16 protein-coding genes are annotated in these 14,060 nt (G+C 32.6%); 5 read left to right on the top strand and 11 right to left on the bottom strand.

Annotated features, from left to right (window positions below; genetic code table 11):
- Positions 1 to 19 precede the first annotated feature (19 nt).
- From AB3U99_RS13870 to deoD, 3 genes are all read right to left on the bottom strand, one after another.
- Positions 20 to 1,501, bottom strand: coding sequence for a S41 family peptidase (locus tag AB3U99_RS13870; protein ID WP_400241808.1), 1,482 nt, complete (start codon positions 1,499 to 1,501; stop codon positions 20 to 22).
- Positions 1,502 to 1,646: 145 nt separating this feature from the next.
- A complete protein-coding gene (locus tag AB3U99_RS13875; protein WP_400241810.1) occupies positions 1,647 to 2,507 on the bottom strand; it encodes a D-alanyl-D-alanine carboxypeptidase family protein in 861 nt (286 codons plus the stop codon).
- 88 nt (positions 2,508 to 2,595) lie between these two features.
- Positions 2,596 to 3,297: a purine-nucleoside phosphorylase gene (deoD, locus tag AB3U99_RS13880; RefSeq protein ID WP_400241812.1), complete on the bottom strand. Its 702-nt coding sequence runs from the start codon at positions 3,295 to 3,297 to the stop codon at positions 2,596 to 2,598.
- A 240-nt stretch (positions 3,298 to 3,537) separates the two neighbouring features.
- Here deoD and AB3U99_RS13885 point away from each other — a divergent pair, with 240 nt between their 5' ends.
- Complete coding sequence (locus AB3U99_RS13885) at positions 3,538 to 3,663, top strand: hypothetical protein (RefSeq protein WP_400241814.1); 126 nt, start codon at positions 3,538 to 3,540, stop codon at positions 3,661 to 3,663.
- 120 nt (positions 3,664 to 3,783) lie between these two features.
- Here AB3U99_RS13885 and AB3U99_RS13890 read toward each other — a convergent pair whose 3' ends face one another.
- On the bottom strand, positions 3,784 to 3,954 hold the full coding sequence (locus AB3U99_RS13890; RefSeq protein ID WP_312098154.1) for a YozD family protein: 171 nt from the start codon (positions 3,952 to 3,954) through the stop codon (positions 3,784 to 3,786).
- A gap of 225 nt (positions 3,955 to 4,179) precedes the next feature.
- Between AB3U99_RS13890 and AB3U99_RS13895 the strand changes: the two genes are divergently transcribed.
- Positions 4,180 to 4,332 (top strand): hypothetical protein, encoded by a 153-nt coding sequence (locus AB3U99_RS13895; RefSeq protein WP_400241816.1) that lies wholly within the window; start codon positions 4,180 to 4,182, stop codon positions 4,330 to 4,332.
- Here the strand turns inward: AB3U99_RS13895 and AB3U99_RS13900 are convergent.
- Positions 4,329 to 5,033 carry a hypothetical protein gene (locus tag AB3U99_RS13900; protein ID WP_400241818.1) on the bottom strand — a complete coding sequence of 235 codons (705 nt, stop codon included), beginning with the start codon at positions 5,031 to 5,033 and terminating at the stop codon, positions 4,329 to 4,331. The two genes, AB3U99_RS13895 and AB3U99_RS13900, sit on opposite strands and share 4 nt — an antisense overlap.
- Positions 5,034 to 5,477: 444 nt before the next feature.
- Positions 5,478 to 5,717 (bottom strand): YozE family protein, encoded by a 240-nt coding sequence (locus AB3U99_RS13905; protein ID WP_312098157.1) that lies wholly within the window; start codon positions 5,715 to 5,717, stop codon positions 5,478 to 5,480.
- 235 nt (positions 5,718 to 5,952) lie between these two features.
- Between AB3U99_RS13905 and AB3U99_RS13910 the strand changes: the two genes are divergently transcribed.
- Complete coding sequence (locus AB3U99_RS13910) at positions 5,953 to 7,026, top strand: GDSL-type esterase/lipase family protein (protein WP_400241820.1); 1,074 nt, start codon at positions 5,953 to 5,955, stop codon at positions 7,024 to 7,026.
- A 396-nt stretch (positions 7,027 to 7,422) separates the two neighbouring features.
- Here the strand turns inward: AB3U99_RS13910 and msrB are convergent, their stop codons facing one another.
- From msrB to rsgA, 3 genes are all read right to left on the bottom strand, one after another.
- Positions 7,423 to 7,851 carry a peptide-methionine (R)-S-oxide reductase MsrB gene (gene msrB, locus AB3U99_RS13915; protein WP_400241822.1) on the bottom strand — a complete coding sequence of 143 codons (429 nt, stop codon included), beginning with the start codon at positions 7,849 to 7,851 and terminating at the stop codon, positions 7,423 to 7,425.
- The gene (gene msrA, locus AB3U99_RS13920; RefSeq protein WP_400241824.1) at positions 7,851 to 8,384 is read right to left on the bottom strand and encodes a peptide-methionine (S)-S-oxide reductase MsrA; all 534 of its coding nucleotides are present in this window, start codon (positions 8,382 to 8,384) and stop codon (positions 7,851 to 7,853) included. The genes msrB and msrA overlap by 1 nt, the downstream gene beginning before the upstream one ends.
- A gap of 321 nt (positions 8,385 to 8,705) precedes the next feature.
- The gene (rsgA, locus tag AB3U99_RS13925) at positions 8,706 to 9,758 is read right to left on the bottom strand and encodes a ribosome small subunit-dependent GTPase A (protein ID WP_400241826.1); all 1,053 of its coding nucleotides are present in this window, start codon (positions 9,756 to 9,758) and stop codon (positions 8,706 to 8,708) included.
- Between the two features lie 158 nt (positions 9,759 to 9,916).
- On the opposite strand from rsgA, the gene AB3U99_RS13930 reads away from it, so the two are divergent.
- Positions 9,917 to 11,247, top strand: a protein-coding gene (locus AB3U99_RS13930; RefSeq protein ID WP_400241672.1) for an IS3 family transposase whose coding sequence is annotated in 2 segments (ribosomal slippage) — positions 9,917 to 10,298 and positions 10,298 to 11,247 — 1,332 coding nt in all. Because the reading frame shifts where the segments join, the coding sequence is not laid out codon by codon here.
- Between the two features lie 393 nt (positions 11,248 to 11,640).
- Positions 11,641 to 12,399 carry a DUF4397 domain-containing protein gene (locus tag AB3U99_RS13935; protein WP_400241828.1) on the top strand — a complete coding sequence of 253 codons (759 nt, stop codon included), beginning with the start codon at positions 11,641 to 11,643 and terminating at the stop codon, positions 12,397 to 12,399.
- A gap of 105 nt (positions 12,400 to 12,504) precedes the next feature.
- Here AB3U99_RS13935 and AB3U99_RS13940 read toward each other — a convergent pair whose 3' ends face one another.
- Together AB3U99_RS13940 and AB3U99_RS13945 are read right to left on the bottom strand one after the other, a co-directional pair.
- Positions 12,505 to 13,080, bottom strand: a complete 576-nt coding sequence (locus tag AB3U99_RS13940; protein ID WP_400241830.1) for a YpmS family protein — start codon at positions 13,078 to 13,080, stop codon at positions 12,505 to 12,507.
- 10 nt (positions 13,081 to 13,090) lie between these two features.
- Positions 13,091 to 13,906 carry an SGNH/GDSL hydrolase family protein gene (locus AB3U99_RS13945; protein ID WP_400241831.1) on the bottom strand — a complete coding sequence of 272 codons (816 nt, stop codon included), beginning with the start codon at positions 13,904 to 13,906 and terminating at the stop codon, positions 13,091 to 13,093.
- Between the last annotated feature and the right edge of the window lie 154 nt (positions 13,907 to 14,060).

Consider the following 14,060-nt stretch of genomic DNA (forward strand, 5'->3'; position numbering starts at 1 on the left):
TATTCCTCGATGTTAAAGCTTATTTTTCCATTTCCTTTTTTAATACTTCTACTGCTTTTTTCATTTGTGTATCTGATTTTTGGATCTTTTCGCGAAGTTTATTCATTAATTCCGTTGTTGTCTTGTCTGTAATAACTCCGTCTTCTTTTAATTTTTCTTTCTTTTGGAACTCTTTTGTTGCGCTCTCTGTACTTTCATCAAAATAACCATTGGTATTGTCTACATCATACCCTAATGCTTTTAACATTTCTTGTGCTATTTTAACTTCTTCAGAATTACTTCCTTTTTTTAATTTACTTTCAGGATTAATCATTGTAAGACTCGCATAGCTTGGAAGCTCCACTTTATGTGTAGGCTCAATTCCTTTTTCATGTATCCAGCTACCATTAGGAGTTAACCACTTATCAATTGTAAACTTAATATTGCTTCCATCTGTGAAGCTTTTTGCCTGTTGTACGGTTCCTTTTCCAAACGATTTTACACCAACCAATGGAACGTCTGCAGATTGATTAACAGCACCTGCTAAAATTTCAGAAGCACTTGCACTTCCTCCATCGATAAGGACAACAAGAGGTATATCCATATTGCTGCTATTTTGTGAAGTAACCTTTTCTACAGTACCGTCTTTATGTTCAATTTGATAAATAATTTCCCCATTTGGAACAAAGAGACCAGCAATTTTTTTCACTTCTTCTAATAACCCACCAGGATTATGTCTTAAATCGAGAACAATACCTTTCATGCCATCTTCCTGGTATTTATTTAAGATATCAACTAATTCCGACGCTGTATGTTCCGAAAAGCTCGTAATTTGAATTTTAGCAATTTTATCTTTTCCCATTTCTCCATAAACTGTCTCAATCGGAATTGTATCTCTTGTTATTGTTATTTTTAATGGATCGTTTGCACCTGAACGTTCTATTTCTAAGTCTACTTTTGTTCCTTTTTCGCCACGTATTAAAAGAACTGCTTCAGAAGAACTCATCCCTTGAAGAGCTTTCCCGTCCACTGTAAGAATTTTATCGTTCGGTTTAATTCCTGCTTTTTCAGCTGGAGATCCTTTAATTGGCGATACAACAACAATGCTATCATTTAATTGCTGGATTTCAGCACCTATTCCTTCAAAAGAGGAAGAGATGCTTTGTTGAAAGCTTGCTGCTTCTTCTTCATTCATATAATCAGAATATGGATCATCCAGGGCTGTAAACATTCCATCAATAGCACCATTAACAAGATCCTCTGAAGTTAAATCTTTATAATAGTCATCCATTAATGTATCGTAAGCTGTATATAATTTATTGAATTCATCCCGTTGATTATTAACAGTCACAGCAGGCTCATCTCCAAATGAAAGAGCTATCGTAGTTATTCCAGCTGCTGCAATAACTACAACAAATAAAAGCATGACAAAATAAAACTTTTTTATTTTTAAATATCCCTGCCCGCTTTCTTGTTCTATTTCCTTTTCATTACTGTTTTTTTCGTTATCCAAATGCTTCACCACTTTCGTTTCCAAGAGAGTTATACACTATGTATAAAAATAGAATACCATTTTTAATTTTATTTAATCAAATGTTAGATAATTTCTCCTATAGAACTACAGAAAAGGAATAATGTATGATAACACTCCTATCCTGTATTCTTCATTAGATTTTTCGAACAACCTTGAAGTATTCTTCTAATGTCCAATCATTTTCATAGATATCTTTTGCAGATTTTTTCCCAACATATCGGAAATGCCATGGTTCGAATTTATACTGCGTTATACTTTCCTTTCCCTTAGGATAGCGGAGTATAAAACCATATAGATGAGCATTATCTTTTAACCATTTTCCTTCTTTCATTTCTCCAAATTCTTCTGTTAATAGGAAATCCTCACTTTCGCTTGAGATGTCCATTGCAAGTCCTGTTTGATGCTCACTATTACCAGGATAAGCAACTGCTTGTACCGCCTTTTCTTCTCCAACTCGGTCCACTTCTGCTCCAAATAAGACTGTTTGCCGGTCAAATGAACGATATCCTGAAACGGCGTAAAGTGTTATGCCACTATTCTTCGCTCCATTGAACATATCTTCTAACGCTTTAGCAGCTTCTTCTCTCATATAACTTTTTTCAATATCTTGATCACCGAAGGAAAATTCTACATTTGGTCGTACTAAATCTTCTGGTGTATATCCATCTGGCAATCCAAATTCTTTATTGACAAGAGAAACAATATTCATTGGATTTTGAATAATATTCCTTCCATCTACTACTTTAATTTCGTTAAAAAAGATGGATTCTAATGTCCAAGGATATTCTTCTTCTTCCTGAACCTCTTCTGGAGGAGTTTGTTGCTCTTCCTCCTCTTGTTCTTCTTTATTAACCGGAGTTTCGCTAGCTTGCTCATCTGCTTTTTCATCCCAAAAAGAAATTTTATCTTTGAGGGATGAATAATCTACCTTTTCACATCCCGTTAGCATAAGCGTAGCTAATGCAAGTGAAGAGATGGCTACTGATTTTCTCATTTATGTCACCTAACATATCTTTTATATTTTCTTTTCATCAAAATGATTATATAAAGGTATGCCAAAGCATACCTTTATATAATCTCTATTATTTAATTGCAGCTTCTAAAGCCACTTCAATCATTTCATTAAAAGTTGTTTGTCTTTCCTGTGCTGTTGTTTCTTCTCCAGTTAAAATATGATCGCTTACTGTTAAAACAGAAAGGGCTTTACGATTAAATTTAGCAGCGATTGTATAAAGTGCAGCTGATTCCATCTCGATAGCAAGAATTTGATACTTAGCCCATTTCTCTAACTCAGAATTATCGTTATAAAACATATCTGCGGTAAATACATTTCCTACTTTTAAAGATAATCCTTTTTCAAGTCCACTGTCATATGCTTTTTTTAGTAAATCAAAGTCAGCTGTTGGCGCATAATCAACACCGCCAAATGTTAAACGATTCATTTGAGAATCTGTTGAAGCACTCATAGCAAGAATGACATCTCTTACTTTTACATCCTTTTGAATTGCACCACATGTACCAACACGAATTAAATTTTGTACATTATAGCTACTAATTAACTCATTAATATAAATAGAAATAGATGGAACACCCATTCCTGTTCCTTGTACACTAATTCTTTTTCCTTTATATGTTCCAGTGTAGCCAAACATATTGCGGACTTCATTGTAGCATTTTGCATCTTCCAAGAAATTTTCAGCAATGTATTTCGCTCTTAAAGGATCCCCTGGTAGTAAAACTGTTTCTGCAATTTCATGTTCTTTTGCACCAATATGTACACTCATTAATATTTCCTCCAATTGATACTCATTTCATTTCAATATTCTTATTCAAATATTTATACTTATGAAAACTTCACTATTTGTACTATATCATATTCTAATATGCTGTAAAACATATTTAATTTTAGCATAACTGTTTTTTAAAAGGTTATACTAAAATTAGTTTTCCTCCACTAAGAAGGAAAACAGGTTGTCAAACAGATGAGAGCAAGTAAAAGATAAATGCTTATGAGGGGGATTATAATGGGAAAAAAACATCGAAATCGTATAAATTCTCCAAAGAAAAATAATCATATATCAAAAGAAGCGATTATCGCTGAGCACGAAGCTCACGGAAAAGAGTATTCTGCAACAGGGCGAAAAAGATAATTTTAAAAAAGCTTTGACTTTCTTCTCGGTTATATAGTCGGGAACGAAAGTCAGAGCTTCAAAATTAATTTCCTTAAATAAAAAAATGGCAAGGATTTATCCTCACCACTCTTATTTTCTTTATTCATCAAGTTCCTCATCAATTATGCATTTGTCCAATAAATATTCAAATGTAATGTCAGCCAATTCTTCAATTTCACCTTCAGTAGGAACGAATCCCCTTTTTAATAGCTCACGAAAGAAAAACTCTGCTATTTCCTCAGTGTCAATAATCACGTCGATTTCTTTCAAGCTTATCGCCCCCTTTTTAAAGAATATATGTGACATCTAAAAAAAAATGCTTTCACAATAAAATTATCTGACAAAACTGACTTTTTTTCAAGAAAAAATCTCTACAATACCTCGAAATAATGGAAATGAAATTTAAAAATATATCCTCCAGATAATTTTAAAAAAATAGACATGTTTATTAAAGCTTATACATATAGTTTTAGTAAAAAAAGGGAGGCAGAATATATGAATAGAATCCAAAATTTAGTCGAAGATATAAAAGTAGATTTGAATAATGAGAACGGTGAGATCCTTACTATTTTCCATTCCCTTTTAAAAAAGCTCTTTTCACTTCTTGTACTTAGCAGTGTACCGATGTTTATCTATCTCTTATTCTAAATTTTGGTTTCATTGTCCTTATCCGATCTGTTGCTTAGTAGCTTCAATTTTCGCAAAGTTAACTTCATAACTTGTTCGTACTCGTCGTCTTTAAATAACGAATAAAGAATACTGTAATCATTATATATATCTAACAAACCATCAATAAGCTCTTTCTTCTCCTTTGTTCTTTCTAGCAGTTCTTTTTCTGTCTGATGGAAAGAGCTATTTGACTTTTTAAGATCGATTGATTTTTGTTTTTTATCCATTATATATAATAACCCTAATTTTTGTATAAATGAATCAGCACTATCTGCATCTGCCACTAAGGTTAATTCATCTTCTCCAGCCTCTAACCATTCTCCATCACTAACTCTAGAAAGCTCGTAAATTACATCTTCCCAAGCGTCTGATTTATATCTCCAAATCTCTGTTCGAAACCCCATAATTTTAAAAAGGTTTGATCCGTATCCTTTTACTTTCACTAAATCACCAATAAAAAAGCGATACTCTATATCGATTTTCTCTGAATCCATTATTTCTCCATCATATTCAGACAGCATTTGTAAACTGGATTCTAAATATAATCCTTCACTTTTATTTACTTCATAAACATGCATACTATCTAAATATTTCACATCGGTAATTTTACCTACAGTGCCATATATCGTGATTACAACAGTATCTCCAATTTTGAATTTAGGTTTTTTTCGATTCGCCATAATTACTAATCCTCTCTAAACAAGATTGTGTGGCATTGCCTACTTATGCGGTTTTCCCCCACACTCTTGAGTAGAACATTTAATCAAATGAAGATGGGGGATATTAAAGGAATATAATCCTATCTTCAGTTACCATTTAATTTTCATCCTTTTTTATTCATCTAGACTTTCACTTTCGTTTTGTTTCTATTATCATATGCACTAATCCACTATTCGCTCATAAAAATTCATGTATACTAAAATCCAGTAGTTCATTTTACGCTAAAAAACTATTTATTCATTATATGTCTATATGTCAATAGGAAGAATACATTCTAACGTTTAAGTACAGGCCTAGCTCTTCCTTTTTCTTTAAGTGAAAATAAATCCTTGGAAGAATGCGGTTACTTGAAAAAAATCCAACCAAAATAAAAAAACATCCAAACAATATCATGCCGGATGTCATCAATAGCTATAATTTTTCTTTTCTTCTTGAAATAAGTATTGCTCCCAAGCCTCATCAAAAACACGCATACTTTGAAGATAGTGTCCATTTAATTCTAAGTAATCACTGATTTCGTCATAGTCAAAGCTATTTTTTGGAAAATCATGATCAAGATAAGCTTCATTTGCAAATTCGCTGATTTGATCATTTGGTTCAGGATGACGGAACTTCATTAGAAAATGATAAAAGGATTTAGTCATGATCTCACCTTCCTCGATCAATAGATATAACGTATACTATACATAATTGGAAATAATGGTGCAAGTGATACGACCAATTTTCAAAGAAAGATTTAGATGATTTTTTTAAAGTCTGTTTTCTAAAACATCCTTGTTTTATCAGTAGAAATGCTTAGCTTATCCTTTAGTAGGGTAATTTAATGAACAGAATAATTAATAGGTCTCTATTGTATAAGGAGGGAAAATAAAAAGAGAAATGAAAAAAGGAATTAACTATTTTATTTATTCTCTTATTTTTATAATTATTATAAGCATGTTCTATTTATTAATTCATTCGAAAAAAACGGAAAGAAATGTCTATGAAAAAATAGCTGATGGAAAAAAGGTGAACTACTTAATTGTAGGCGATAGTATAGGACGCAGCTCAGGCGCTAGCAATAGTCACCATAAATGGTTTCAACTTGTCGAAAGAGGTTTAACGAAAAAATACGGTGGAGACTTTTCTAGGCATTTAGTTGTTCAAAGTGGTGCTACAGCATTTGAAGGATTATATAAATTGAAGAATAACTTGTCTAAAGATATAGATCTAGTCTTCATTGTATTTGGAGAGAATGATCGTAAATATATGGATAACAAGCAATTTTATTTCTTTTATCAATCCTTATTAGATGAAATTGTCATCCGTTTTCCACATGCAGAATTAGTAACTATTACAGAAAGTAGTCTGGATTACGAGGAATTTATTGATGTTATTAAACAGCTATCAAAAGACTATTATGCTACAAATATCGATATGCGCATCCCATTTCGAAAATCTCGGCTATCTACTGAACGATTAACAAGTGACCTCGTACATCCGAATGATTATGGCTACTATTTATATGCTCAAGAAGTGATCAATACAATCGAAACAGCAATTCGTGAAAAAAAAACTGTGCTTACTTCTTCAATTCCTTTAAATGAGGTAAGTAGTTTACAGATGAATACGATTTACCCTTATCATTCTATTGATCCTTCTTTTCAAAATAATAAAGGCTATTATACCTCTAATCAAATTGGTTCAAACATTGCATATCATTTTTCTGGATCATTTTTAGGTCTAAACGTGATAAGAAGTGAAAAAGGAGGAATGTTGGATGTATTTATTGATGATAACTATGTAACAACTATTTCTACATGGTGGCCTTTTAAAAAAGAAAGATCGTTATATGTCACAAGTGGATTAACCAATCAAGTCCATACTGTTAAATTTCAAATTTCTGCAAACAAATCTAGATACAATATTACAGATCAACAACTTATTCAAATCTCTTCCATTATTACGAATTAGCTTTATTTAGAGGAAAAGAAAACAAAAATAGAAAAGGCTGGGACAAAACTAAATAGCCAATCTGTAAAGACAAACAATCTCTAATTTAGCTCTTAAATAAAGGTTACTTTCTCATACTGGTTATTTATGGTTTAAATATAGTCATGTGTAAAAACCAATTTGTTCCACTTCGTTTTTAAAGCTTGTTATCTTAAAAAATTTTTAAATTGGAAGAACTAAGCAGCCTGAATACACTTCGCCCCATGGAAAGCGAAGTGGTATTCAGGCTGCGGGTAATAACAACAGACTTTACTTGAAACTTTCTTTTTAAAATTAAAAACATGGACAATCATACATTATATTTGCATAACCGTTTGTATTTATATCTAACTGGAATACTTATGTCCCAGCCTCTTTCTATTTTTCAAATAATCGCAGATACTTACCATATCCTTTTTCTTCTAACTCTGCTTTTGGAATAAACTTCATGGCAGCAGAGTTCATACAATATCGCAAACCTGTCGGATTCGGTCCATCATTAAATACATGTCCTAAATGAGAATCAGCTACTTTACTTCTAACTTCTATACGAATCATCCCATGACTAGTATCTTTTTTTTCCATTAATTCCGCTTCATCAATTGGTTTTGTAAAACTTGGCCAACCACAACCAGCATCATATTTATCGAGAGAACTAAACAACGGCTTTCCAGAAATAATATCTACATAAATACCTTCTGAAAATTCATCCCAATATTCATTATGAAACGGCGGCTCTGTTCCATTATTTTGTGTAACTTCATATTGTATAGGTGATAATTTTTCTTTTAATTTCTCTTTTTCCATTACTTATCTCTCCAATTCTCTTGAATATATGCTGCACGTCCTGAACCAATTTGATAGCGATTGTAATGTTCAGGATTCTTTTTATGATAATCTTGATGATAATCCTCTGCTGGATAGAAGGTAAAAGCGGGAAGAATTTTTGTAGCAATCGGCTTATTGAACTTTCCACTTGCCTCTAATTGCTGCTTCGAGTGTTCCGCTAATTGCTTTTGTTCATCCGTATGATAGAATATTGCCGTTTGATAAGAAAGACCACGGTCAAAGAACTGTCCACCAGCGTCTGTCGGATCAATTTGTTGCCAATAAGTAAGAAGCAGCTTTTCATATGAATAGACGCTCGGATCATATGTAATTTGGACAGCCTCATAATGTCCAGTAGTCTCCGAACAAACTTCTTTATATGTAGGGTTCACTTTATGGCCTCCTGTATACCCAGAAACAACCTTTATAATCCCAGGTTCTTGATCAAAAGGCTTAACCATACACCAGAAACAGCCCCCCGCAAATGTTGCTAATTCCGATTTCTTTTCCATTTAAACAACCCCTTTAAAAATCATTCTTCTTTTTATATTCCCTTATCTCATTAATTTCACACTATTAGCTTAATGTTTAGTAAAGAAATATGCAAAAATAAAGACTCCACTGGAAAGTAAAGGTGCTTGGACATAAATATTCCAGCCATAGACAAACCCGAATAACCTGACGAAGTTTCTTATGGTTATTCGGGTTTGTTATTAGATTTATAAAAGGCTGTTTCAGTAAAGTTGGTGTTATTACCCGCAGCCTGAACACTTCGCATTACAGATTGGCTATTTAGTTTTGTCCCAGCCTCTTATCAAAGTGACATGGGCAAATTACCTTGTTTTAGCTTGTTTTGTCATGCTCTTCCATTTCTTCTTTTCATCAGACTGTGCTTTCTTATCTTGACGTCTTTCTAAAAAAGCTAATTCTCGTAATAATTTTTTATAGCTTTGCAGTCTTTCTTCCTTGATTTCTCCATTTTCAATCGCTAATTTCACTGCACATCCAATCTCTTTTTCATGCTGACAATCTCTAAATTTACAACAGGCTGAAAGCTCTTCTATTTCTGAAAAGCTGTTAGAAATACCTTCTTCACTATTCCATAACTGAAGCTCCCTCATCCCTGGTGTATCAATTAATATCGCATTATTAGGTAATAATACCATTTTCCGATTAGTTGTAGTATGCCTTCCCTTTGCATCCGAATCTCTAATTCCCTGTACTTCCTGCTTTTCAAATCCAATTAAATAATTTGTTAAAGTCGATTTACCAACACCTGAAGAACCTAATAGGGCAATTGTTTTTCCTGGATGAAGATACGTTTGCAGATCATCTAACCCCGTATTATTTACAACACTTATTGTAATAATTGGGATACCATGAGCAACTCCTTCTACTAACATTAATTTTTCTTTTAGATCAATCGCTAAATCGGCTTTGGTTAAAACAATAACAGGATTTGCTCCACTTTCCCATGTTAAAGTTAAGTATCTCTCTAATCTTCTTATATTTAAATCTTCATTTAACGAATTGACCAAAAAGATTGTATCAACATTTGCTGCTACTATTTGCTCTTCCGTATTGTTGCCAGCAACTTTTCTAGAAAATTTGCTTTTTCTCGGCAAAATAGCAGTGATTGTCCCTTTTCTTTCTTCTATTCTTGGAGAAACGATAACCCAATCTCCTACAGCAGGATATTCTTCCCTAGAATGAGCATCAAAAGCTAATTTTCCAGAAACTTCACATAATAATTCTCCGTAAACGGACCATACTCGATACATTCTTTTATGTTCTAACGAAATTCTGCCGATAATTTGATTTGTCTTAGCTACCTTTTCAAATTGTTCTTTTACATTATTGTTATAACCGATTTGAGTTAACTCCATTTATAAACCTCCAAATGTTTGCATAATAAAAAACCATGAACCATATAAAATGTACCCTATAGAGTAGACGCATAAAAAAAGTCTACCTATAGGGTACTTTTTTGTATAATAAAGAAACACGACTAGAGAAATTACAACAGGGACTGGAGAAATATTTTATGAGTAAAAAGACATTTACAGAAAAAGAGATCAAACAGCTGTCTACTATTAAATACGTTAAATCTGTTAGTTCTAAAGGGATCACTTATACGGATGAGTTTAAACATATCTTTATAGCGGAGAAAGAAAAAGGTAAGTTTGCCAGAGATATATTTGAAGAATATGGATTTGATGTAGATGTTTTGGGGAAACAACGAATCCATTCAGCTAGTAAAAGATGGAAAGCAGCCTACATTAAGAATGGAATAAGCGGTTTACGTGATACTAGAGCTGGTAACTCAGGGCGTCCCCGAGAAAAAGAACTATCTTTTGAGGAGAAGAATGCTCGTTTAGAAGCGCAAATCAACTTACTTAAGGCTGAAAACGAACTGTTAAAAAAGATACGATTCGCGGAAAGGGGGATGAAGAAATAGTCCTTCCTCCCTCTCAAAAGTATCTTTTAATTCGTTCAGTAATTGAAAAATATCAATTAAAAAATATGGTGAGCTATCTTTGTGAGCTAGCTGGCGTCTCAAGAAGTGGTTATTATAATTATTTCACTGAGAAATCATTTGGACGAAGAATGCAAAAGGATAAAAAAGAGGAAGTTGTAAAGGAGATTATTTTAAAAGCTTTCAACTTTAAAAACCGCAAGAAAGGGGCACGTCAAATCAAAATGACATTGGCGGGTCAATTTAATATTGTCTACAATTTGAAACGTATACGACGAATTATGAAAAAATACGGTATAATCTGCCCCATTAGAAAAGCAAATCCTTATAAAAGAATGATGAAAGCCACACAGGAGCATAGCGTTGTACCAAACCTTTTAAATAGACAATTCAAGCAAGGAATTCCAGGGAAAGTGCTATTAACTGATATCACTTATCTTCATTTTGGAAAAGGAATGAGGGCTTATTTATCAGCAATTAAGGATGGTTCAACTGGTGAAATCCTGGCCTATCACGTATTAGATCGAATGACCTTAAATTTAGCTACAGATACGCTCAAGAAGTTAAAGAAGAATAAAAAATTCAAGAAAGTAAAAGATGCACTAATCCATTCAGATCAAGGAGTCCATTATACACATCCTGACTTTCAAAAGGCAGTAAAGAAGTTAGGATTACACCAATCTATGTCAAGACGAGGAAACTGTTGGGATAACGCCCCCCAAGAATCTTTCTTTGGCCATCTTAAAGATGAAGCCTCTATTAAAGCATGTACAACACTAGAAGAATTGAAAAAAGAAATTAAGCAATATATGATTTATTACAATTACTATAGATATCAGTGGAATTTAAAAAAGATGACCCCTGTTCAATACAGAGATCATCTTCTTAACGCAGCCTAGGCTTTTTTAATTTGTCCTTTACAAAGGGTACATTTTAATACAGCCCATGGTTTTTACAAACATTTAAAAATCTACAACAAGAGATCGCGTCATCCATATTAAATACAAATAGGAACCTGAATGAGCACTATTGATGTAACCGTTTGGGCTGTATGCTATATAAGTTATTTACGTTGAATAATATATTTTTGCTCATAATACATCAGCCCCTTTCATTAATATCTTTATTATATAAATTTTCTAACTAATTGTAAAGGCGTTTTTCTCCTTTGTCAGTAGGCACTTTCTCTAATCTTTGGCATATTCTATTTCAGGAAGGCTCTTTCTCAAGATTGTTAAACACTTTACTTCATAAGAAAACAGCTTAAAATATTATTCATAGGAGTGAGTAACATGACTCAAGATCAAAATCACTCGATACAAGAAGCCGGTATGTATAATGTATTAAGTGATTATTATAAATATACAAGTCCGGAATTACATGTTTATTACTATCATAAACATCTACAAAGCTTGAAAAATGCTTTTAGCAATGAAAGCCAATCTGCAGTAGTCCCAGATATCCAACGACAAAAGGAATATGGAAAAATAAGAATATTACATGGTTCTAAGACCACCGGAACTGTCGATATTTACATTAATGGTATGCGTATGTTTAAAGAAGTATCATTTAAAACGATGAGCAATGATTTAACAATACCTGCTGGAAAATACCAAATAGATATTTATGAAACTGGAAAAATGATTGATTCATTATGTAGTCAGAAAATTAATGTAGAAAGTAATGTTTACCATACCTTTGCATTTTGTGCAGTAGATAACAGTTTAAAAATACATTGTTTTCCAGAATATCCAGTTGTACCTCCAAATGAAACAAAATTACGATTTGTTCAACTTGCAGACAACTTGCCGACAATTGATATTGCCGTTCAAAAAGGGGATGTCATCTTTCCCTCCATCAACTATAAAAGGGTAACTTCGTACCTAGGATTGTATCCAATGTCTGTCTTTTTGGAAGCTAGAAATTCGGAAACGAAGGAAGTAATTACTATATTTCCTTCCATGAGGCTGGAAGCTGATAAGGCATATACGGCATTTATTGTTAAAGCCACGGAAGACATAAATTGTGAATTGCTTCTCTTTTCCTGCTAAGAACAAAAAAGGCTATCCTTAAAGCTCATACAAAACAAATTTATTATTTACCCAATCGTTTTGTTTTCACATGAGATTTTAAAGAATTAGCCTTTTGCTGTTTTCTTATTCGGTTGGCAGCAATAAGTTAAATTGAATATTATTTTGTTCTAAATCAAAAGTTTTCATTTCTACTAGCATTCCATTTTTTAAGTCCATCTCTGTTAAATGAACATATATTTCTTCATCATTCGGCTGAATATCAACCCATTCCGGGAAATTATATTGGTTAGCGATAAAATTCATGACATAAGAAACTGGCAATGGCAGCTGACCGATGCTTATTTCTTTTTGTTTCAGTAATAAATCGCCGTTTTCTAATGCTATTGGTTCAAATGTTAATTTCATTTGAATATCTGTATTAAAAATCGGTAATGTTCCATATAACTCTACTTGGTCTGCTATATTTATTTCATAATGAATTGGTCCATTTAATCCTTCTTTTTCTAAATAGTGATTTATTAACTTTGTTAAATCCTCACGATTTGTCTTAACCGCAAAAGGGACTTCTTCTCGCTGTTGCTTCTTAATGATTGTTGACTTCTCAACTGGTTTAACAATCATAAACGCTAAAATAATAATACTAAGTAATAGAACACCTAATAATGTTAAAAAAGCTACTTTCCACTTATTCTTAAACAACCTTTTCTCCTCAATTCTCTTCTGTTTGCAAATTCTCAAGTATATCAGCTAACGGTGCTGTTAACATTTTATTGTATATAGCGTCTGCGATAAGCTTATATCCCTCGTCATTAGGATGAAAATAATCTTCATACAATAATTCCGATGTCGGATTTTCAAAAATATTTTCAATGCTAACAAAATAAGTATGATCAAATTCCGCTAATACTTTTTCGCTCGTATTATTCCAATCTGCAACAATTTGATTCATTTCTTTTATGTCTGCAAACATTTTAATAAAAGGATTGTATACTCCTACCAATATAATGACTGCATTAGGATTGTTTTCACGTATAATAGACATTACTTCGTATAGATTTTTTTCATATTCATTTAATTGTTCATTAAATGAATCAACCTGCAAATTGGTGAAATTATTTCTTACTACTTTCATAATATCATTTCCACCAATGGTTATTATGACCCCATCTGCTTTTTGGATTGATTTGCTTACTTCCTCTGTTTTAATTCTTTTTAATAATTGATCTGACCTGTTGCCTCTTACTCCATAATTAACAAAATCTGCTTTGTTCACTCCCTTTGTTTCTTCAAGTAAATCTTGCAGATAAGGAACATACCCTCCTTTTCCAGTGCTGTCACCAACACCTTGTGTAAGGGAATCTCCAACAGATACTATTGACAATTCCTGTGGTAAAAAACTTACCGGAATATCCTTTTTTTCGATCACTACAACATCTTTTTCTTTATTATAGAGCGTCTGATTAGAGCAGGAAACAAGCATCAAAAGAGAGAATAATAAAACAAGGAAGGTAAATGGTTTTTTCATTCTTTCACCTACCTTCATTTCTTATAGTATAGCATATTGGAAAGGTTTCGAAATTATTTTTTACACTTATTTTTTTACCAATAGCCTACCTATATGCATTCTATTCACTTCCAAAAAAGTGAAACGTTTTCCCTCTTTTTTACTCTTGATTTTA

Source organism: Niallia tiangongensis (assembly GCF_044704065.1).
GTDB lineage: Bacteria > Bacillota > Bacilli > Bacillales > Cytobacillaceae > Niallia > Niallia tiangongensis.